The following is a 21,695-nucleotide window of genomic DNA, read 5'->3' as shown; positions in this document are numbered from 1 at the left end:
GATAAAGAGTATCACGAAAAACGAATGCGGGACTTCAAGTAAAAACTGTGGACGGCGGTAGAGAACTTCTTTACCGCCGTTCCTTATAAAAAGGATGGTCAACTATGAAAACACTCTCAATAGATATTGAAAGCTATAGCAGCGCTAATCTCGCCAAAGCAGGTGTGTATCGCTATGTGGAGTCACCGGATTTCGAGATACTTCTTTTCAGCTACAGCATTGATGGCGATGAAGTCCAGGTCGTTGCCCTTGCCTCTGGAGAGAAGCTGCCCAGCGATGTTATCGCCGCACTCACAGATGAAACGGTAACCAAATGGGCATTTAACGCAAACTTTGAGAGGGTCTGCTTGTCTCGTTTTATTGGGCTCCCTACCGGCGAATACATCAACCCTGTCTCATGGAAATGTTCGATGGTCTGGGCCGCGACGATGGGATTGCCACTATCGCTGGAAGGCGTCGGATCGGTACTGAAGCTGGACAAGCAGAAACTCACTGAAGGCAAGGAACTCATCAAATACTTCTGTCAACCTTGTACTCCAACGAAAGCCAACGGTCAGCGCACCCGGAATCACCCCTATCACGCACCCGATAAATGGTCGGCGTTTAAGAAATATAACATCCGTGATGTTGAAACGGAAATATCCATCCAAGAAAAGCTCGCCAAGTTCCCGGTGCCGGATAGCATCTGGGAAGAATACCACCTCGACCAGGAGATAAATGACCGAGGCGTTGCGCTGGATATGACACTGGTCCAAGAGTCTATCGCAATGGATGGTTGCTCCCGGTCAGAGCTTTCCACCGCTATGAAGCATCTAACAGAGCTGGACAATCCGAACTCTGTACAGCAGATGAAGCAGTGGCTTGCCGACAATGGCATGGAGACCGACACGCTTGGGAAAAAGGTTGTTGTCGAGTTATTGAAAAAGGCACCTCCGGATCTTGCAGACGTTCTATCGCTCCGGCAGCAGCTTGCCAAGTCATCGGTTCGGAAGTATCAGGCAATGGAGAATGCGGTCTGTGCCGATGGTCGCGCCCGTGGGATGTTTCAATTTTTTGGTGCCAATCGGACCGGGCGCTGGGCAGGCAGGCTTATTCAAATGCAAAACCTCCCTCAGAACCATCTGGAGGAGTTGGCCGAAGCGCGTGCCCTTGTGCGTTTCGGTGATTTTGATGCACTTGAAATGCTGTACGAGGATGTGCCGGACACGCTGTCGCAGCTTATCCGCACCGCCTTCGTCCCAAGGGCTGGGGCTCGGTTCATCGTATCAGACTTCAGCGCCATCGAAGCCCGCGTGATCGCATGGCTGGCCGGTGAGCAGTGGCGACAGGACGTCTTTGCTAAGGGTGGGGATATTTACTGTGCCTCTGCAACGCAGATGTTTAAGGTGCCAGTTGAAAAGCATGGAGTAAACGGTCATCTGAGGCAAAAAGGTAAAATTGCTGAACTCGCCCTCGGTTATGGCGGTTCCGTTGGTGCGCTTAAAGCAATGGGCGCTCTTGATATGGGACTTGAAGAGGACGAGCTCCCTCAGCTAGTCGACGCGTGGCGGCAAGCCAATCCGCACATCGTGAAGTTCTGGTGGGATGTGGACAAGGCCGCTATGGAGTCCGTTCGGCATAAACGCACCAACTCGACGCATGGGATCACTTTCTCCTGCCAGAGTGGGATGCTTTTCATTACGCTTCCTTCCGGTAGGCGGCTTGCTTATGTGAAGCCACGAATCGGTGAAAACAAATTCGGTGGGCAGTGCATCACCTACGAAGGCGTAGGTTCCACGAAGAAGTGGGAGCGACTGGATTCCTACGGACCCAAGTTCGTAGAAAACATTGTGCAGGCAACTGCCCGCGACATCCTCTGCAGTGCCATGCAAACGCTCCGGCACTGCTCCATCGTCATGCATGTCCACGATGAAGTTGTAATTGAAGCCGATCCACGAATGTCTTTGAAGGCTGTCTGCGAGCTGATGGGTCGTACACCGCCTTGGGGTAAGGGACTACTGCTCCGCGCCGATGGCTATGAGACAGATTTTTATAAAAAAGATTGAGCCTTTTTCGTTCAAACCTGTTTTTGACCTCCATTGGGTAATAGAGGTGGACAAAAAGCCCGCCCGGATTGGAGGTCAAAATGAGCATTGATAAATTTAACAGTGAGAGTTACTACGACCCAACCGCCTACGAAGCATTGTCTGCTATCGAAAAAGAAGAAAAGGCGCTTCGGGCATTCAGGCCAATTGTTTATATCTGCTCTCCTTTTTCTGGAGATGTAGAAGGAAACGTAAAGGCTGCACAGCGCTACAGCCGTTTCGCCGTGGACAAGTGCTTCATTCCCATTGCGCCGCATTTGTTGTTTCCTCAGTTTTTGAACGACGACATTCCTGCCGAACGTCAGCTTGGACTGTTCTTTGGGAATGCGCTGATGAGCAAATGTACAGAGGTCTGGGTGTTCGGCAGCACCATCTCAGCTGGTATGTCGGCTGAAATCAAGAGAGCCAAGTGGAAGAACTACCGCTTGCGCTACTTTACTGAAAACTGCGAGGAGGTTTAAATCATGTACGCTATCACAGAAAAGGAAAGAAATATCGACGGCACCACTATCACGACCTTTAGCCGTGACATATACAGCGCAAATGTTCTCGAAGTCGAGGCTGGCACCAACGGCTATCAGGGAGGAGATTCAGGTCACGGCAGCCGCACCTACTTTCGCATCGAGAATGCGGGAGGAACCGACATTGAAGCGCATTTGATCGGACCATGTGGCACAGATGGCATAGAGGTGTCTCTTGGTGGCGACTGCGAGCTTGAAACAATCATCACAGTACTCAAATTCATCACCAAGGTGCTGGAGGATGGCGCATCGGAGGTGAACGACTGATGTTCACTCTTTATCACGCCGACTTCATCGGCAACCCCGGCAACTGCTCCTATCCACACAAGGTCGAAGTCACTGATGCAAGTTCTCTGATCGCAGCTGTTGGACATGACTATGTATGTGCCGAGTACAGGAACAGCTATCGGAATGGTGAAAACTACATCGGTAGCAATTGCCTACCAGTGGACTGCGACAATGATCACTCAGAGCAACCGGAGGATTGGGTGCTACCCGCCGATGTCATGGAGACGTTCCCCGGTGTCACCTTTGCCGTTCATTATAGCCGCTACAATATGCGCGAAAAAAACGGCAAGCCCGCTCGACCTAAATTCCACGTACTATTTCCCATTGACCACGTTACAAACGCGGCCTGCTACAGAGATATGAAAAAGCTGGTCAACGCCATCTTTCCATACTTCGATACCAAGGCGCTGGATGCTGCACGTTTCTTCTTCGGGACGACATCTCCGGAAGTTGAAATCTACACCAGCAGCATGAACTTAAGCGAGTTTCTGGAGGGCGATGAGTTCGATGTTGATATGGCAGGTGGCCATCGTTCCACACAAGTCATACCAGAAGGAAGTCGCAATGCCACAATGTCTCGTTTTGCCGGTCGGGTCATCAAAAAATACGGTGACAGCGACGCCGCTTTTCAGTGCTTCTTAGAGGAAGCCGCAAAATGCTCACCTCCGCTCGAGGAGCAAGAGCTCATGACCATCTGGCACAGCGCTCAGCGCTTCTTTGCAAAGGTGCAGCAACAGGACGACTATGTTTCTCCGGAGGTCTACAATGACCCTACGTCCTATATGCCCGGCGATTTCTCCGATGTTGGACAGGCAGAGGTTCTGGCAAAATACTTCTCCGGCGAATTACGATATTCTCCAGCTACCCACTTCATCCGTTATACCAGCCATTACTGGCAGGAAAGCGAACCTGGTGCACAAGCCGTTGCCCATGAGCTTACACGCCGTCAATTGGAGGAAGCCACAAAAGATCTACAGGCAGCGATGAGGCTGCTGACGGAAAACGGTACGCAGGAAATCCTAGAAAACGCATCAAAAGCAAAGGCTGAGTCACTGATGAACGAAACGCAGCTTGAAGCGTACAGATCATTCCTTTCAGCCAAGGCATACCAGTCCTTCGCCATTCGCCGTCGGGATTCAAAGAATATTACAGCGACGCTGAAGGAGTCACGTCCTATGCTGGAAATCTCGCCGCGTGACCTCGATGCGGACTGTTTCCTTCTTTGTACACCTTCTGCTACTTACGATCTGCGAAAAGGGATGACCGGAGCCAGAGAGCATTCACCAGAAGATTTCATTACGAAAATGACCTCCGTTTCACCAAGTTCCAAGGGAGAACAGATCTGGCAGAACAGTTTGGACCTCATCTTCTGCAGCAATCAGGAGCTAATCGACTACGTGCAAATGATATGCGGCCTTGCAGCCATCGGTAAGGTCTATGTAGAAGCCCTGATCATTGCTTATGGCGGTGGGCGCAACGGTAAATCTACCTTCTGGAACGCTATCTCCCGTGTGCTCGGTCTTTATAGTGGCAACATCTCCGCAGATACCCTGACGGCCGAGGTTAAGGGCAAGCGTCTACTTATCGCTGCCGAGATACAAGAAGGTGCTCGTCTCAACGACTCTACAGTCAAGCAACTCTGCTCCACCGACGATGTGTTCGCCGAAAAGAAATATAAGGACCCGTTCAGCTTCACACCCTGCCATACGCTGGTGCTCTATACAAACCACCTGCCAAAGGTCAGCGCTTCCGACGATGGCATCTGGCGCAGATTGGTTGTTATACCCTTCGACGCCAAGATTGAGGGAAGCAGCGACATCAAGAACTACAGCGAGTACCTCTATCAGAACGCTGGCGAGAGCATTCTCGCATGGGTGATTGAGGGTGCCAAGAAGGTCATTGCGCTGGATTACAAAATTCCTGTGCCTGAGTGCGTGCAGCAAGCCATAACGGAGTACCGGTCGCAAAACGACTGGTTTGGCCATTTTCTTGAGGAAAAATGCGAGCTTGATGCGAGCTTTCGCGAAAGTTCCAGTTCGCTTTATCGGGCATATCGAAATTACTGCGTTGACACAAATGAATATATCCGCAGCACGACAGACTTCTATTCAGCACTGGAGGCTGCTGGGCATGGCCGTATCAAGGTCAAAAACAAGCGGTTCTTTTCAGGACTGAGGCTTAAAATCGATGACGGAGATTTTGAGGATTTCTTGAGTTGATGGACTATGGGGTAACCTCGATTAAGGTCATATACAAAAAGTCTCTTAAAGACTAAAAAATTGCTCTAAGAAAAGTTCTATATATGACATGCATCGAGGTTACCCCATCCTTTAAAATCCTGATGGAGAGAGTGAATATGAGAGAAAAAACAATCGAAAGAAAACTGGTTATGGCAGTCAACGCTGCCGGGGGCATTGCACCAAAGTTCACGAGTCCTGGATTTGACGGGATGCCTGACCGCATCGTGCTTCTACCGGCGGTCATATGGCTTTCGTGGAGGTTAAGACTTCCGGCCAAAAACCTCGGCCGCTTCAACTAGCAAGGCACAATTTACTACGCGGGCTTGGCTTCAAGGTTTATGTCCTTGATGACGAGCAGCAGATTGGAGGGCTTCTTGATGAAATACGAACCACATAACTACCAGATATATGCCACCCGCTACATCGAGGAGCATCCCATCTCCGCTGTACTACTGAATATGGGGCTTGGCAAAACGAGCATCACGCTGACGGCGCTGAACGACCTATTGTTTGACAGCTTCGAGGCGCATCGCATTCTGGTGATCGCGCCACTACGAGTGGCACGGGATACATGGCCCGCTGAAGCAGATAAGTGGGATCATCTCCAGAACCTTATTTGCTCCGTTGCAGTCGGCACTGAAGCAGAGCGTCGTTCAGCCCTTATAAGACCCGCTGACATTTATATCATAAACAGAGAAAATGTCCAGTGGCTCATCGAGGAAAGCAAGCTGCCCTTCAACTTCGACACGCTTGTGGTAGACGAGCTGTCCTCCTTCAAGAATTATCAGGCTAAGCGCTTTCGGGCTCTGATGAAAGTGCGTCCTAAGGTCAGGCGCATCATTGGCCTCACGGGTACCCCTTCCGTAAATGGCCTCATGGACCTCTGGGCTGAGTTCAGGCTTCTGGATATGGGCGCTCGCCTCGGACGGTTCATCAGCCACTACCGACTGGACTACTTCCAGCCAGACAAGCGAAATGGACAGGTCATCTTCAGCTACAAGCCTCTACCCGGAGCGGAACAACGCATCTATTACAAAATCTCCGACATCACCATTTCCATGAAGTCTACCGACCTTTTGAAAATGCCGGAACTGATCAGTAGCGAGTACACCATCCGCCTGTCTGATGAGGAACGCAAGTGTTACGACGAGCTGAAGCAGGACCTCGTATTGCAACTCCCTGACGGAGACATCACTGCTTCTAATGCCGCCGCGCTCACCGGCAAGTTATGTCAGCTGGCAAATGGTGCTATTTACACCGACGATGGCGACACCTTCTCCATCCATGACAGAAAGCTGGATGCACTGGAAGATATCATCGAAGCCGCCAGTGGCAAGCCAATTTTAGTGGCGTATTGGTTCAAGCATGACCTTGCCCGCATCACGGAGCGTCTACAAAAGCTTCATGTACCGTTTTCCAAACTGGACAGCGCCGATAGTATCCGAAAGTGGAACGCTGGCGAACTGCCCGTAGCTCTGATCCACCCCGCCTCTGCCGGTCATGGATTAAACCTGCAGAGTGGCGGTTCCTGTATCGTCTGGTTCGGGCTGACCTGGTCACTGGAATTATATCAGCAGACCAACGCCCGCCTATGGCGACAAGGGCAAAATTCTGAAACTGTTGTGGTGCAGCACATTGTGGCCAAAGACACCATCGACGAGCGGATTCTTAAGGTGTTATCCAAGAAGGAAAGCACTCAAGCCGCTTTGATTGATGCTGTAAAGGCTGATCTGCAAGTCTGAGACAATCAACGACAATCCGTGCCAATCCGAGAGAACTAAAAATTCGGAGGTACAGATTATGGACCCTTATCAAGAATTAGCAAACGCCATTGTTATGCAAGCAGTCAAGGATTATCGAATCGCTCTTCTTCATTCGAAGAAGCGTCCTGATAACAATGGCTACCAAATTGAAGTGGCATCTTTAGAGCGGTTTTTCCGTTCCGGTTGGTTTGGTGAGCTGACCAGTCTGAATGCTGAGTACCTCATTCGAAGAGTTAACGAGGAGGTGCAAAAGAATGACCGCTAAAGAGTATTTATCACAGGCTTACCGCCTTGATCAGAGGATTGCCAGCAAACTCGAAATGGTGGAATCCTTAAATGAGCTGGCAATGAGATGTACCACCACCATAACAGGTATGCCTCGCAACCCCAGCAAAAGCACATCGCCGATGGCAGACACCGTACTAAAAATCATTGACCTTCAGGACGAGATCAACAGAGATCTTGAAAGCTTGGTGGATCTTAAGCGCGAGATCAGTCTTGTAATCCGTGAAGTAGAATACAACGAATATCGAACGATACTGGAGAAGCGATACATCAGCAATAAGTCTTGGCCAGAAATTGCTGTGGAGCTCGGGTATAACCTTCGCCATCTTTACCGATTACATGATGCAGCGCTAAACAAAGTAAGAATCCCTGAAGATGTCACTGTATGTCACTATTAGTCCCAAGGCAATCATGATAATGTTAAGGTAGCGAAAAGCATCAAGGCGAAGCCTCGCGGGAGAAATCCTGTGGGGCTTTTCTTATGCCCCGAAAGTGAGGTGAACCCATGCCATATAAACCAAAGCGTCCCTGCGCCTACCCCGGCTGCGGTCGGCTCTCTGAGCGTGAGCAATACTGCGCCGAGCATCAAAAGGTCATGGACAAACAATACAACCAGTACCAGCGCGACCCCAAGTCCAACAAACGCTACGGCAGAAGCTGGAAGCGCATCCGCGACCGTTACATCAAGTTGCATCCCCTTTGCGAGGAGTGCGAGAAGCAAGGCAAGCTGATGCCTGCTGAAGAGGTCCACCACATCCTCCCTCTCTCTAAGGGCGGCGGCAATGAAAAGAGCAATCTAATGGCTCTATGTAAATCCTGTCACTCCCGAATTACTGCTGAAAGCGGTGACCGGTGGGGGTAGTCAAATCTCTAAAACTATTCAAAACGGACAGCGGCGTGGGGCTTCGTGTTGAAAAACGCGCTTTCAAACGAGGGAATAGCCCCAACCCTGCAAAGTGAGGTGATATTTTTGGCAAAAGACGGTACTAACCGTGGCGGTGCTCGTATCGGCGCGGGCGCAAAAAAGAAGCCTTTAGCCGACAAAATAGCCGAGGGCAATCCCGGTGGCAGAAAACTGACTGTGATGGAATTTCAAGATGCAGCAGATCTAAAAGGACTTGAAATGCCTGAACCAAACAAAATGCTCGAAGCCATACAAAAAGACGGCAAGACGCTCTTTGCGAGCGAAATCTATAAATCCGCCTGGACTTGGCTGAACGAACGTGGCTGTGCAGTGCTTGTAGCTCCGCAGCTTCTGGAGCGCTACGCCATGAGCGTGGCCAGGTGGATTCAGTGCGAGGAAGCAGTCACTGAATACGGATTTCTTGCAAAGCACCCCACTACAGGCAACGCAATTCAAAGTCCATATGTGGCGATGGGCCAGAATTATATGAACCAGACAAATCGCCTATGGATGGAGATTTTTCAGATCGTAAAGGAAAACTGTACCGGAGAGTACAGTGGTGTGAATCCTCAAGATGATGTGATGGAGCGATTGCTCACTGCTCGCCGTGGCAAATAGAAAAGGCAACCGAATCATCAGTTGCCTTAAGCTGTTACTTCAAACTTATATATCCAAAGTGATATTGACTGTTATTGATCACCTGCTGAAGATCAGCACCTGTGGATGTAACTTCAAAAAGTTTTGCTGAAAGAAGATCTTCTTCTTGAATGTTTTTCAGTTTGATCCAAATGCGGGCAGTTTCACCGTGCCATAGACTTGGATAATCATTTGATGATAAGGCAGATGGTTGTTTAAATGAAAGAATTTCTAAAACATCAGCTTTGTATGCTATATCGTTTTCACCGCCTGCTTTTTCGCCTATGCAAAATAGGAGTGTTACCTTTTTACCCATGCGAATAGCTTTATTATATTCATCAACCCTTTTTTGAGACATTCCATAATAAAGTGCTTGAGTAGAAAACCAAGTGTAACCCCTGATTGCTTCGTCAGAAATATACGCTTGTATCGTTTCGTGACCATTGTATTCATTGCCTTTATTGTCATAAGAAAAACCGAGTTTCATAAACAAGAATAGCTCGTCAGAAGTGAGAGGTGCCTCATTATCTCGATCAGAAAGCATTTGTTTAACACCTTCAACATTAAGATATTTTCGCTTAAGCTCCAAGTATAGATCTTCGTCTTTAGCAAGCATATACATTTCGAGCATGTCATTTAAAGCGATGGTCTTTTGAGTTTCTTTGATAGAAACAAATTCATCAAACATTTGTTGAACTGTTTCATGGGCATTAATGGTCATGTAATTTTTACGTGGCATAATAACTCCTCCTTAGATTGTACTACCGTTCCGGTTGACTGATTTAATTGTACTACCAATCCGGTCGAGTGTAAATAGGGAAAATAAAATTATTAGATAGGAGATCACAAAAATGAATAGACGTTATAGAACTTCTGAAAGCGTCTGCAAGGGTCATCCAGATAAACTCTGCGACTTGATTGCAGACAACATTCTTGATGCATGTCTTCGCAAAGATAAAAGTTCCCGCGTGGCCTGCGAGGTCATGGCAACTAAAGGAAAAATCATCGTAGCGGGCGAAATCACCTGCTCGAAAAAAGTAGACATCCGATGGGTGGTCCGCAGAGTTCTTGAAGAGGTCGGCTACAATCCGTGGAAGTTCATAGTGTTTGTTTTCGTCCACCAGCAAAGCAAGGATATCGCTGGTGGTGTGAATCAGGCGCTTGAATCTCGCACCGGAGATACCTCTTGGTATTCCATGCTCGGCGCTGGTGATCAGGGCACTATTTATGGCTACGCTACAGATGAGACGACAGAAAAACTTCCGCTCCCTCTGGTATTTGCTCATAGCATTTGTCGAAAGCTTGATAGCACCATGAAAAACGGCATCATCAAAGGCATCGGTCCTGATGGCAAAGCCCAGGTCACTGTCGAGTATGAAGATGACAAGCCCAAGCGCATCAAAACGATTATTGTTTCTGTGCAGCACCGCGCTGATAAGGATTTAGAGATTCTCCGCAGTGAGATCATCTCCCAAGTGCTGTGGCCGGTGTTCGAGAAATTCCCGTTTGATGATGACACTGAAATCCTCATCAATCCCGCTGGCCGCTTTGTCGAGGGCGGACCTGCAGCGGACACCGGTTTGACCGGTCGAAAGATAATGGTCGATAGCTACGGCGGCCTTGCTGCTCATGGCGGTGGTGCATTCTCCGGGAAAGACCCGACGAAGGTTGACCGCTCCGGTGCCTACATGGCAAGGGTCATCGCAAAGAATATCGTCCGTTGCGGCTATGCGAAACGCTGTCAGGTGGCCATCTCCTATGCTATCGGTAAGGCTGATCCTGTTGCGGTTGAGATTGATACCTTCGGTACGGGCACGGTTTCTGATGAGATTCTTCGCAAAGCAGTCCTCGATGTTTTTAACCTTCGTCCAGCAGCGATCATCGAAATGCTGAGCTTGCGTGATCCCATCTATGCAGATATAGCAACCTATGGCCATTTCAGCGGAACGCTTTCTCGCTGGGAATGGCTGGACCGTTATAACGAACTACGAGAGGCGGTAAAGAAATATGCTGATTGAGAAAAAGAAAACCGCCGAGCTTCTGCCTGCGGACTACAATCCCCGCAAGGACTTAAGACCCGGCGATCCTGAATACGATAAGCTGAAGCGATCAATTGAACAGTTCGGATACGTCGAGCCGGTCATCTGGAATAAGGTGACCGGCTGTGTTGTAGGTGGGCATCAGAGTTTGAAGGTGCTCATCGACATGGGCATCACCGAAGTCGAGTGCGTAGTGGTCGAAATGGATGTCGAGAAGGAAAAGGCTCTCAACATTGCACTAAATAAGATTTCAGGCGAATGGGATAAAGAAAAGTTGGCTCTGCTCATTGCAGATTTACAGGGTGCAGACTTCGATGTATCCCTTACCGGCTTTGGCCCCGCCGAACTGGATGATCTGTTTAAGGATAGTATCAAAGACGGCATCCACGATGATAATTTTGATGTAGAAGCAGAGCTAAAGGAACCGCCAGTCACCAAGCTCGGCGACGTCTGGACCCTTGGTCTGCACCGACTGGTCTGTGGTGATAGTACTAAAAAGGACACCTTTGACTTACTGATGGCCGGTGCCAAAGCCAATCTCGTGATCACCGACCCGCCGTACAACGTCAACTATGAAGGCAGCGCCGGAACAATTAAGAACGACAACATGGGTAATGACGCTTTCTACCACTTTCTGCTCGATGCCTTTACAAACACTGAAGCGGTAATGGCAGTTGACGCCAGCATCTATGTTTTCCATGCCGACACCGAAGGGCTGAATTTCAGGAGAGCCTTTGTGGATGCCGGTTTTTATTTGTCCGGCTGCTGCATCTGGAAGAAGCAGTCGCTGGTGCTTGGGCGCTCTCCTTACCAATGGCAGCATGAGCCTGTCCTCTACGGTTGGAAGAAAACCGGAAAGCATCAGTGGTACACCGGCCGGAAGGAAACCACCATCTGGGAGTTCGACAAGCCTAAGAAAAATGGCGATCACCCGACCATGAAGCCGGTCCCGCTCTTGGCGTATCCGATTATGAACAGCAGCATGAGTAACACCCTGGTGCTCGATCCATTCGGCGGCAGCGGTTCAACGCTCATCGCCTGCGAACAGTCTGACCGCTCCTGCTATACCATCGAGCTTGATGAGAAGTTCTGCGACGTTATCGTCAAGCGCTATTATCAGTATTCTCTAGAACACAAGAATTCTGATGAAGCAGGATCCGATATTTATGTTATTAGAGATGGTCAGTGCCTAAAATACAGTGACATTGCTATTTTAGAGATGTGATTATATAATTCCAAAAATTCCTGATAACTTGTTGTTATAATGGTGATACCAAAAAAAAAGGAGGTTTTCACCATGGACACAATTCAGGATTCTGCACAGAAGTTTTTAGATGAAATGAATCGAGTTGGGTACAGTATCAAAAGCAAAAATATTGCTTCAGCTGCTTTATCCCGTCTCATTCATTATCATCTTGAAAATAAATGCACACAGTTAAATTCAACCCTAACAGATGCGTATACAAATGGGCTTCAAGACAGACTTAATGGAGATGCAATGGGACAATATTTTGCACGTGAACATTTATGGTTCATACGTAAATATCTGGAGTATTGCAAATCTGGTGTAATTAATGCTGATCGTTTTACACTTCCTAAGTTACCGTTTCCAGAATCATTTGTTAGAGTTATCAACAGCTACACAGAAGATGTTTCGAAGAATGAACAGCAACGCAAAAGTCGAGCATGGGCGCCTAAACGTTATGCGTACTGGCTTTCTAACCATGGCATTGCTTCTTTCAGTGATGCAAAGGTGACAGATCTAAGACAGTTCATCCTAGAAGATAGCAAGAATCTAAAAAGCAAAACGATTCCAAATTTCAGATCAGAGCTAAGACGTTTCCATATATGGCTTTACGAAAACAATTACACGAAAAGCACATTTGAAGAATTTTTTGACTTTAAAGTTGCCATTGAAAACAAGATTCATCCAGCAGCGTTACCAGATGATATTGCTGCTGTTATCCGTCAAATAAATCTTAATACAGCTATAGGAAAACGTGATTATGCTGCAATCATGCTTGGGGTTGTTCTCGGACTCCGAATATCTGATATCAAAAAACTTCAACTTACCGACATTGACTGGAGACGAGGAGAAATCCGTATTGCTCAGCACAAAACTGGAAAACCATTAGCACTGCCTCTTACCACTGATGTCGGAGAAGCATTAAAAGATTACATTATTAACGGCCGTCCAAAGTTTGATGATCCTCATGTGTTTCTCAGTCATCAAGCACCTATTCGTCCTATCAAAGCAGGCAGTAGTTTTGGTAGTGCCTATACCAAATATATGAAAAGTGCAGGCATCAACGGAAAAGGTGGATTCTATCAATTAAGAAGAGCCGTTGGAAAAAATCTTGTTGTTGCAGGAGTTCCTGTAACAACTGTCTCTCAAGTTCTAGGACACACAGATATAAGTAACACGAAGCAATATATTGCATTGGATACTCGAAATCTAAAAGTGTGTGCACTTGATTTCGATGGGATAAGACCGAGGAGGTGGAGCGAATGAACTACACCTTCCAAAGTGTTTTCTCTAGTTCAATTAACGGATTCATTGAATTTCGAGAAGCTCAAGGCTTCACAACAGGAACCACAATAAAATATCTACGAAGGTTCGATCAGTATTGTATGGAAACAACCGTAAAATCAGCTAATCTAACCAAAGCATTAGTTGATGATTGGTTGCAGTATGAACAGAATAATGGCTTTATCGATATGTCTGGTAGGTCCCAGTCTTTAAGAGTTTTTGCTAAATACTTAAAGGGATTAGGATATGATTCGTATGTTATACCAACTTTTCTTTATCGAACAAAACGAACCTTTGTGCCATATATTTTATCATCTAAAGAACTTGCCGATTTTTTTGATGCAGCTGATCGGCTGCAGTCGTGGCACTGTGGTGATGCTTTTGTCGCTGAAGTTGCTCCAGTAATTTTCAGGCTCATTTATACCTCTGGCTTAAGACCTCAAGAGGCTTGCAGTTTGGAGGATTCAGATGTTAATCTCAAAACAGGTGAGATTCTTATCAGAGTTAACAAGCGAAAGAAGCAAAGAATTATCGTTGTATCTGATGATATGCTACAGCTGTTAAATGAATACGTTGAGCGAAGAACACAAATATTTGTTAGAACCCCATATTTTTTCCCGCGTATTGATGGAACTAAGTATACGTCGCAGCAACTTGGTGCGGTTTGTGATAGATGCTGGAAAATGGCTAATCCTATGATTGACGCAGAATATTTGCCAATGCTGAGACCATATGATTTTAGACATTCTTTTGCCTCAGCTGCACTTCAGCGCTGGATTAATGAGGGGGTAGATCTTTTTACAATGCTTCCATATCTGCGCACTTATATGGGCCATGAGCATTTTTCAGATACTGCTTACTATATCCATATCTTACCTGAACGGTTAATATCATCACCTGGAATTAATTGGGGTATGATTGATTCCTCTGTTCCGGAGGTGTCGATATGGGATTAAAGAAAAATGTGTTATTTACAATCATCTTAGACTACTTTAAATCCTATCTACCCAATATGAGAAAAAGTAGCACCACGACAATTCGCACTTATCAAACGGTATTGGAGCAGTATCTTGAATACCTAAAAGACATAAATGGTGTAAAATTGTATGAAGTTAACCTCTCAATGATAAATAGAAAATCCTTAGCAGAGTATCTCGATAATCTAGAGATAGAGAGGAAATGTTCAGTTTCTACACGAAATCATCGACGTAGCTGCATTCGTGCTTTCCTAAGATATGCAGCAACCTGCAATGTCGAAGCAGCTGCAATATGGAATGAGATACAGGTGATTCCAAAAGCAGCTGTATCAACTAAGCCGGTCGAATATATGACCGTACCAGCAGTCGAAGCAATCATTTCACAGCCGGATACATCTACTCGTAAAGGTCTGCGAGATTCATTTCTTTTGCTCTTCCTTTATCAAACAGGGGCTAGAGTACAAGAACTAGTCAATATAAGAATCTGTGACCTTTCCCTGGATACGCGAAACATTGCAACTTTGCAAGGAAAAGGATCAAAAACAAGATGCATTCCAATGAGGGAAAAGTTAGTAGAGCATCTCAACAATTATTTAAGAATGTTTCATCCAGGAGTCAACATGTATTCAAATGATACTTTGTTTTATTCTGTGCATGCTCATAAACATACGCGGATGACAGAGGACAATGTTCGAAAACTCATAAAGAATTATGGAATCCAAGCAAGGGCGAAGGAACCTACAATGCCAGAGAATGTGCATCCCCATATGTTTCGCCATTCTATAGCAATGCACTTATATCAGAGCGGTGTTCCTCTCCCACTTATTTCACAGTTGCTTGGTCATTCGAGGCTTGAAACAACTTTGATTTATGCTTATGCTGATACGGAACAAAAGAGAAAAGCAATCGAAAGTGCTATTCCAGAGGACAGTACACTCAAAGAATTTTTAAACCCTGAAAGATATAACATTGATGATGATGAACTCATCAAACGGCTTTATGGCCTGAAATAGCTATGCAACTTATCAGGAAAAATGAAAAGGGAAATGGAATCGTCATATCTCCATTTCTTTTTCGTTTTTTAACCCTATAACCTCTGTATAAGTGAGTTTCTGACCATCTCTAATAACATAAATATCGGATCCTGCTTCATCAGAATTCTTGTGTTCTAGAGAATACTGATAATACCTTTTATCAAGAATTCCTGATAATAGGTACATCGAACAGGTCGGCTCTGCCGACAAAGTTTCTGTCCAGCGAGATGGCCTGCTTTACACCTATGTAGAGGTGACAGCCAGCGAGGTTAGCAAGACTTGATGATAGCACCGTTGATGATAAACAGTCGCTTCCTCCGACTCGATTTGGCACATATATTTCTCGAAATTGACTTGCTATAAGGTGCATTTAGAGTGATATATGTACATACCAAAACGACTGGAGGTTTTGAATATGGAAATCAATTACAACGTAACCGGACCCGACCGCAAGCGACTGGTACAGGCCATTGCAGAAATTCTCGAAAGCGATGCCAAATACCTCGGCGTTCCATCCTGCGCTTATCAGGTAGACGCCTTTACCATCAGCAAGGATGGCATCCTTTCCTTCGACGACAGCAGCAAGGGCGAACAGCTTATTGAGCGCCTGTGCGAAATGGGCTTTGAAGCGGAGATCGAGGAAGTCACAGATGTGCTTTGCATCGAGCTTCCGCTGAAAGACACCACAGATGCGGCGATTGACAACCTGCGCAGGATGGTGGACAGCAAAGCGACACTCATCAAAAAAGCACTCGGTGCTGATAGCTTGGAAATTGAGGTCACCGAAGAGCGTATCCGCTTCCCTTGGTTCGATCGCATTCCGGAGCCTGAGGTCATCAGTGCAACTGCTCATTTCCTTGGGCATATGCTTGATGCAGCTAAGAGCCATAAGCGTGTGACTGCAAAGGAAAAAGAAACGGACAATGAGAAGTACGCCTTCCGCTGCTTCCTCCTTAGGCTCGGCTTCATTGGCGTTGAGTTCAAGGAAACGCGCCGGACGCTTCTTCGGAACCTGACCGGTAGCGCCGCATTTCGAACGGGAGCCAAGAAAGGCTTCAGCGCAGAGGACCTGGACGCCGCTACCGACGACCCCGCTGTAGTAGAAGCGGTAAATGCCCTGCTGAATGAAAAGGAGGCAACTGATGATGAGATTTCCGAATAAAGAAGTAGTCGAGCGCATCCGCCACCAGTTTCCGACCGGTTGCCGCGTGGAGCTTCTTCGCATGGATGATGTGCAGGCTCCGCCCATCGGCACCAAGGGCACCGTAATCGGAGTGGATGACACCGGCTCCATTATAGTTAGCTGGGACAACGGTAGCGGACTGAACGTGGTCTATGGCGAGGACCTTTGCCGGAGGTGCGACGATGACCGATAAGGTGCGAAAGCAGATCTTGGCCATACGCGACACCGGTCTGACGAATATGTTTGATGTAGTATCGGTGCAGCGCATCGCGAACGATATAGGCTTTTATGAGCTGGTCGTGTACCTCGAAGAAAACCGCAAGGAATATACCCACTTCATCCTGACAGGCGAGGCGTAAAACACATCCTTTTCATCACGATATTTGGTGCATTTATATCTCTGAATTGACTTGCTATTGTGTGCTTTCAGAGCGAATATACACATACAAAAACGAAGGGAGTGCACACCATGTGGAAAGAAGGAAGCCTTAAGATTCACAACAGCATTTTTCATTACTGGATGAAGGTTTACGAGGAAGGTTCCCAGTTTGGAATCGACGGCGGTAGGATCAGCAAGCTGATGCTCAAGCGTGACGGCAAGGTCGTATGCAATTACGATAGGGGCTGGGACATAGAGCCAGCCGATCCAGACACGCAGCTAGCCCTTGAACTCCTGCTGCATAAGGAAAACAGCTAATACTAACAAACTACATTTCCTTGGGACATGAGCCAACCGGCTCTGTTCCTCGTTATGCAGCCAAGATGGGCTGTATTTTTTATGCCCTGAGAAAGGAGGCGACGGCGTATCAGAAAATTGAAGAAATACTCTCCCACCCGATTTAAGGCATCGGATTCAATCTATGACAAGGCTCTGGCCGATTACGCCGTGTCCTTTATTGAAGCGCTCTCCCACACCAAAGGCACCTGGGCCGGTAAACCTTTTGAGCTTATTGACTGGCAGGAGCAGATTATTCGGGATATCTTTGGCACCATCAAACCCAACGGCTATCGGCAGTTCAACACTGCGTATGTTGAAATTCCAAAGAAGATGGGTAAATCAGAGCTCGCCGCTGCGGTTGCTCTACTGCTGACCTGTGGCGACAACGAGGAGCGCGCTGAGGTCTACGGCTGCGCCGCTGATCGTAATCAGGCGTCTATCTTTTTCAACGTTGCAGCGGATATGGTGCGAATGTGCCCGGCGCTCGCAAAACGAGTCAAGATTCTTGATTCCATGAAACGTCTTGCTTATTTACCGACTGGGAGCACTTATCAGGTGCTGTCTGCCGACGTCGGCAATAAGCACGGTTTTAATACACATGGTGTGGTATTTGATGAGCTACACACCCAGCCAAACCGAAAGCTCTATGACGTTATGACTAAAGGCAGCGGTGATGCGAGGATGCAGCCGCTGTATTTTTTGATTACAACCGCCGGAGACAACCAGAACAGTATCTGCTGGGAAGTCCATCAGAAGGCTCTGGATATCATTGACGGTAGAAAAAATGACCCGACCTTTTATCCGGTCATATACGGCGCTGCACAGGAGGATGACTGGACTGATCCGAAGGTTTGGAAAAAAGCCAATCCCTCCCTCGGTATTACCGTCGGCTTAGATAAGGTCAAAGCGGCCTTTGAGTCTGCCCGCCAGAATCCCGCCGAAGAGAACAGCTTCCGGCAGCTTCGCTTGAACCAATGGGTCAAACAGGCCGTTCGCTGGATGCCGATGGACAAATGGGATGCCTGCGCTTTTGCGGTAGACCCGGAAGCCTTACGGGGACGGGTTTGCTACGGTGGGCTTGACCTTTCCTCTTCCACCGACATTACTGCCTTTGTTCTGGTATTCCCACCGCTGGACGAGGATGACAAGTATGTCGTTCTCCCGTTCTTCTGGATACCGGAGGACAACATCGATTTGCGTGTGCGGCGTGACCATGTGAATTATGATGTCTGGAAAAAGCAAGGTTACCTTTTAACCACCGAAGGCAATGTGGTCCACTATGGCTTCATCGAGAGCTTTATTGAGGAGCTGGGTACGAAATATAACATCCGCGAGATTGCTTTTGACCGCTGGGGCGCTGTGCAGATGGTCCAGAACCTTGAGGGTATGGGTTTTACAGTCGTTCCTTTTGGTCAGGGCTTCAAGGATATGAGCCCACCGACAAAAGAACTGATGAAGCTAACCTTAGAACAGAAGCTTGCCCACGGCGGTCACCCTGTTCTACGTTGGATGATGGATAACATCTACATCCGCACCGACCCGGCAGGCAATATCAAAGCGGACAAAGAGAAATCCACAGAGAAAATCGACGGCGCAGTCGCCACCATTATGGCGCTTGATCGGGCGATTCGATGCGGCAATGAAAGTGGCGCTTCGGTCTATGATGATCGTGGCCTGCTTGTTTTTTAGTAAATATAGTGTTTTAGTATTTACAAATACTAATTAGCGTGTTAGTATTAACTCGATGGAGGTGGTAAAGATGACTAAAAACATAACCTTACCCGTCGATGAAGATATATACGAGAAATTCTGTATTGCATTAAAGCTGAATAAAGATGAAGTATCATTTGTCATAGAAGAATTTATGAAAAACTATATTTCTTCTTCTTTTTCAAAAGCATCACGAGAATATGCCACGTCACCAGCAATTGGAACAAAACCAACATCAATCGAAGAACCCAAAGCTCTGTCAAAAATACCTCTTTGGGCTAAACGGAAAAACCAAATTAACCACAGAATAATAAAAGCATATTTTCAGATTGAAGCAGAAATCGGTTCGGTTCCTCTTCTTGAATTGGAAAAGCGTTGCCTCGATAAGGCTAACCATCCTGATGTATTTATCCCTACATTTAAAAGCAACTATGCTCAAATGAAAATGGATGCGCCAAAGAGCCACGGTAAGGTTTTTGAAGATATAGATGATAAAGTGGTCATATGGGATAGGATTAAGCCTACCCTATTAGAATACAAAGAATATTTCAAATAATTAAGGAGGCTGACAATGAACGCGATTGGGTTTAGAGTATCTCCGAACGAGATATATTATTCAATAGTACGACAAAACGGAGAGCAAAACGAAGTGCTGGGTATATCAAGCTTGAAGATACCCGTTTCAATTGGAATTTCTGAACAACTTAGCTTTATCAGGAAAACATTTGACACTATAATTTCTCAGTTTGATATTTCTTTTGCTGGTATTAAATTAATTGAAGGCAACGCGCGTACCTCAATCAGTAACAGTCTAATCTTTAGATTCAATGTTGAAGGTGTTTTAATGGAGTTATTCACAAACAGCACTGTAAAAAGTCATTTCATGGGTGTTTCTTCTAATATTGCTTCTACACTAAGTGTTGAAAAAAAGAAACCACATGAAATGCTCGATGATATTATGGATCTAACTGAAGTAGTTTCTGATACTGGGAAAAGAATCACAAGCGAACAAAAAGAAGCGATTATTGTTGCTTTAGCTTCATTGGAAGCAGGTGCAAAAAATGCCTAATATTTTGACTTTGATACAATTTGAGAAAACTTCCGATATTGGAAACAATGAAGGAAAGAATTCCAATGTATTTATAGCTAATGATTTACAGCTTGGCAGTACATTAGTAATAAAAAGAATGGAGAAATCGAAATTCAAACCAGAAGAATATTTTTCTGAATCAAAGATGTTATATGACAGCAAACATCCAAATGTCGCAGAAATTCAATATGCATCTCAGGATAATGACAATATTTATTTGGCAATGCCCTATTATAGAAACGGATCGCTCAACACTTTGTGTAATAATCGCTTTCTAACAGTGAGAGAAATAGTAAAATACTCGTTGGATCTATTGAGTGCTGTTAGTTTTATTCACTCGAAGAATATGCTTCACCTGGATATTAAGCCAACGAATATTCTAATTGATGATACTGGGAAAGCTATACTAACGGATTTCGGACTTTCCAAATATATGGATGGGAATGGGGTGGCCGAGCAACCATACAATTATAGAATGCATGTTGACCCTGAGTGGTATCAAAGTTCAGGTAGAACAATACAATCAGATATCTACCAAATCGGTTTAACAATGTATAGGTTGTGCAATGGAATAGGTGTACTTAACAGTCAATTATCAGATCAAAAAATCACAACACCCGATCAGCTTAAGGATGCAATCTTGAAAGGAAAGTTCCCTGATAGAAAACTATTTTTTCCACATGTCCCCAAGCAACTGCAGAAAATTATTCTTAAGGCATTACAAATTAATCCAGATTCGAGATATATGAATACTATAGAAATGATGAATGATATTAGTTCTGTGGATTCAAATCTGGATTGGCAATTTACAGGTGATCTAAGTACGCCATATGTAAAAAGCGACGAAACATACGAATATTGCATATGCGTAAAAACAAAAAATACTATCGAATGTGTTAAAACAAATATTGCAACAAAGAAGACAACGAAAATGAGCAAATACTGTATGAAATATACCGATAATGGGAAAGATTTATTTGTTAAGTTAGCTTCTATCGTTGGAGGTATCAGCTAAAGGAGGTGCTGATATGAAAAAAACAGTAGTTTCTTCAAATAGGATTTCAAGAGAAAGTAAAGCAAATCCACATCAAAATATATGTTTTAAAGCCAAAGTACAGAAATCCAATTGTATCGACTATACAAAAGGTTCTGAGATAATTGATTATGGAAATGGTTATTCAAAAATTCAAGCAAAAACAAGTAAAAACATCTGAACTTCAAGCATCTACATTTGTGGGTGCTTTTTTCATGCCCATTTTAAGGAGAGTGATGTCTATGGGAATACTTCAAGGTATATTCAAGGCGCGTGACAAGCCTAAAGATGCCCTCGGTGGCAGCCGCTACAGCTTTTTTTCCTGAGTTTTACACTTAATAGGCCGAAAAACTTTTGCAGACATAGGTAAATGAATGTTTGCAGAAGTTTTTTGTTATTCCTTATTGTATTTATAAAGTATTTATGATACAATGTATTCAACATGGAGGCGGTGTTTTCATGAGCAGCATTCAGGTGTATACGAGCAACGGTCATAAGTATGTCCGAATCATCGAATCTTACCGGGTTCCCGGTCACAAAAATCCCAAAATCAGGGTTCTGAAGAATCTGGGCCGGGAGGATGAGCTGGAAGCGAAGGAGCCGGGAATCGTTGAAAGGCTCAAACGCGAGCATAACGCTTCTCGCGCGGCGGACGCCGCG

At 45.9% G+C, this 21,695-nt stretch carries 25 protein-coding genes and 1 pseudogene; 25 read left to right on the top strand and 1 reads right to left on the bottom strand.

The window, feature by feature from the left end; genetic code table 11:
* Positions 1–104: 104 nt before the first annotated feature.
* From KCG48_RS13015 to KCG48_RS12970, 10 genes and pseudogenes are all read left to right on the top strand, one after another.
* Positions 105–2,045 (top strand): DNA polymerase, encoded by a 1,941-nt coding sequence (locus KCG48_RS13015; protein WP_211802636.1) that lies wholly within the window; start codon positions 105–107, stop codon positions 2,043–2,045.
* Positions 2,046–2,125: 80 nt separating this feature from the next.
* Positions 2,126–2,545, top strand: coding sequence for a DUF7768 domain-containing protein (locus KCG48_RS13010; RefSeq protein ID WP_211802635.1), 420 nt, complete (start codon positions 2,126–2,128; stop codon positions 2,543–2,545).
* Positions 2,546–2,548: 3 nt separating this feature from the next.
* The gene (locus KCG48_RS13005; protein ID WP_211802634.1) at positions 2,549–2,872 is read left to right on the top strand and encodes a hypothetical protein; all 324 of its coding nucleotides are present in this window, start codon (positions 2,549–2,551) and stop codon (positions 2,870–2,872) included.
* Positions 2,872–5,112: a phage/plasmid primase, P4 family gene (locus tag KCG48_RS13000; protein ID WP_211802633.1), complete on the top strand. Its 2,241-nt coding sequence runs from the start codon at positions 2,872–2,874 to the stop codon at positions 5,110–5,112. Before KCG48_RS13005 ends, KCG48_RS13000 begins: the two co-directional genes overlap by 1 nt.
* Positions 5,113–5,249: 137 nt before the next feature.
* A pseudogene (locus KCG48_RS12995) lies at positions 5,250–5,530 on the top strand (VRR-NUC domain-containing protein).
* Positions 5,511–6,875, top strand: a complete 1,365-nt coding sequence (locus KCG48_RS12990; RefSeq protein WP_230977131.1) for a DEAD/DEAH box helicase — start codon at positions 5,511–5,513, stop codon at positions 6,873–6,875. Before KCG48_RS12995 ends, KCG48_RS12990 begins: the two are co-directional and overlap by 20 nt.
* A 58-nt stretch (positions 6,876–6,933) precedes the next feature.
* Positions 6,934–7,161 (top strand): hypothetical protein, encoded by a 228-nt coding sequence (locus tag KCG48_RS12985; RefSeq protein ID WP_230977130.1) that lies wholly within the window; start codon positions 6,934–6,936, stop codon positions 7,159–7,161.
* Entirely contained in the window at positions 7,151–7,579 is a 429-nt protein-coding gene (locus KCG48_RS12980) for a DUF1492 domain-containing protein (protein ID WP_211802631.1), read from the top strand. Before KCG48_RS12985 ends, KCG48_RS12980 begins: the two co-directional genes overlap by 11 nt.
* 107 nt (positions 7,580–7,686) lie before the next feature.
* Positions 7,687–8,043 (top strand): HNH endonuclease, encoded by a 357-nt coding sequence (locus tag KCG48_RS12975; RefSeq protein WP_211802630.1) that lies wholly within the window; start codon positions 7,687–7,689, stop codon positions 8,041–8,043.
* Between the two features lie 108 nt (positions 8,044–8,151).
* On the top strand, positions 8,152–8,703 hold the full coding sequence (locus tag KCG48_RS12970; protein WP_211802653.1) for a P27 family phage terminase small subunit: 552 nt from the start codon (positions 8,152–8,154) through the stop codon (positions 8,701–8,703).
* 34 nt (positions 8,704–8,737) lie between these two features.
* On the opposite strand, the gene KCG48_RS12965 is transcribed toward KCG48_RS12970, so the two are convergent.
* The gene (locus KCG48_RS12965) at positions 8,738–9,460 is read right to left on the bottom strand and encodes a hypothetical protein (RefSeq protein ID WP_211802629.1); all 723 of its coding nucleotides are present in this window, start codon (positions 9,458–9,460) and stop codon (positions 8,738–8,740) included.
* Between the two features lie 112 nt (positions 9,461–9,572).
* Between KCG48_RS12965 and metK the strand changes: the two genes are divergently transcribed.
* The 15 genes from metK to KCG48_RS12890 all read left to right on the top strand — a co-directional run.
* A complete protein-coding gene (gene metK, locus KCG48_RS12960) occupies positions 9,573–10,739 on the top strand; it encodes a methionine adenosyltransferase (RefSeq protein ID WP_211802628.1) in 1,167 nt (388 codons plus the stop codon).
* Positions 10,729–11,985: a site-specific DNA-methyltransferase gene (locus KCG48_RS12955; protein WP_211802627.1), complete on the top strand. Its 1,257-nt coding sequence runs from the start codon at positions 10,729–10,731 to the stop codon at positions 11,983–11,985. The genes metK and KCG48_RS12955 overlap by 11 nt, the downstream gene beginning before the upstream one ends.
* 72 nt (positions 11,986–12,057) lie before the next feature.
* Positions 12,058–13,272: a site-specific integrase gene (locus tag KCG48_RS12950; RefSeq protein WP_211802626.1), complete on the top strand. Its 1,215-nt coding sequence runs from the start codon at positions 12,058–12,060 to the stop codon at positions 13,270–13,272.
* Positions 13,269–14,246 carry a tyrosine-type recombinase/integrase gene (locus tag KCG48_RS12945; RefSeq protein WP_211802625.1) on the top strand — a complete coding sequence of 326 codons (978 nt, stop codon included), beginning with the start codon at positions 13,269–13,271 and terminating at the stop codon, positions 14,244–14,246. Before KCG48_RS12950 ends, KCG48_RS12945 begins: the two co-directional genes overlap by 4 nt.
* Positions 14,237–15,280: a tyrosine-type recombinase/integrase gene (locus KCG48_RS12940; RefSeq protein ID WP_211802624.1), complete on the top strand. Its 1,044-nt coding sequence runs from the start codon at positions 14,237–14,239 to the stop codon at positions 15,278–15,280. The genes KCG48_RS12945 and KCG48_RS12940 overlap by 10 nt, the downstream gene beginning before the upstream one ends.
* Positions 15,281–15,716: 436 nt before the next feature.
* A complete protein-coding gene (locus KCG48_RS12935) occupies positions 15,717–16,463 on the top strand; it encodes a virulence protein (protein ID WP_211802623.1) in 747 nt (248 codons plus the stop codon).
* Positions 16,447–16,677 carry a DUF4314 domain-containing protein gene (locus tag KCG48_RS12930; protein ID WP_211802652.1) on the top strand — a complete coding sequence of 77 codons (231 nt, stop codon included), beginning with the start codon at positions 16,447–16,449 and terminating at the stop codon, positions 16,675–16,677. The genes KCG48_RS12935 and KCG48_RS12930 overlap by 17 nt, the downstream gene beginning before the upstream one ends.
* A complete protein-coding gene (locus KCG48_RS12925; protein WP_211802622.1) occupies positions 16,667–16,843 on the top strand; it encodes a DUF5049 domain-containing protein in 177 nt (58 codons plus the stop codon). The genes KCG48_RS12930 and KCG48_RS12925 overlap by 11 nt, the downstream gene beginning before the upstream one ends.
* Positions 16,844–16,953: 110 nt before the next feature.
* Positions 16,954–17,181 (top strand): DUF7678 domain-containing protein, encoded by a 228-nt coding sequence (locus KCG48_RS12920; RefSeq protein ID WP_211802621.1) that lies wholly within the window; start codon positions 16,954–16,956, stop codon positions 17,179–17,181.
* 108 nt (positions 17,182–17,289) lie between these two features.
* Entirely contained in the window at positions 17,290–18,891 is a 1,602-nt protein-coding gene (locus KCG48_RS12915; protein WP_211802651.1) for a terminase large subunit, read from the top strand.
* A 70-nt stretch (positions 18,892–18,961) separates the two neighbouring features.
* Positions 18,962–19,468, top strand: a complete 507-nt coding sequence (locus tag KCG48_RS12910; RefSeq protein WP_211802620.1) for a hypothetical protein — start codon at positions 18,962–18,964, stop codon at positions 19,466–19,468.
* Between the two features lie 15 nt (positions 19,469–19,483).
* Positions 19,484–19,981 carry a hypothetical protein gene (locus KCG48_RS12905; protein WP_211802619.1) on the top strand — a complete coding sequence of 166 codons (498 nt, stop codon included), beginning with the start codon at positions 19,484–19,486 and terminating at the stop codon, positions 19,979–19,981.
* The gene (locus KCG48_RS12900) at positions 19,974–21,017 is read left to right on the top strand and encodes a serine/threonine-protein kinase (RefSeq protein ID WP_211802618.1); all 1,044 of its coding nucleotides are present in this window, start codon (positions 19,974–19,976) and stop codon (positions 21,015–21,017) included. The genes KCG48_RS12905 and KCG48_RS12900 overlap by 8 nt, the downstream gene beginning before the upstream one ends.
* A 13-nt stretch (positions 21,018–21,030) precedes the next feature.
* Entirely contained in the window at positions 21,031–21,216 is a 186-nt protein-coding gene (locus KCG48_RS12895; protein WP_211802617.1) for a hypothetical protein, read from the top strand.
* Between the two features lie 278 nt (positions 21,217–21,494).
* Positions 21,495–21,695, top strand: a 201-nt coding sequence (locus KCG48_RS12890) for a hypothetical protein (protein WP_211802616.1), incomplete at its 3' end; no start/stop codon positions are given.

The organism is Proteiniclasticum sediminis (assembly GCF_018128025.1).
Taxonomy (GTDB): Bacteria; Bacillota; Clostridia; order Clostridiales; family Clostridiaceae; genus Proteiniclasticum; species Proteiniclasticum sediminis.
The sequence above is the reverse complement of the archived record's forward strand: the minus strand, read 5'-3'. Positions and strand labels throughout refer to the sequence as shown.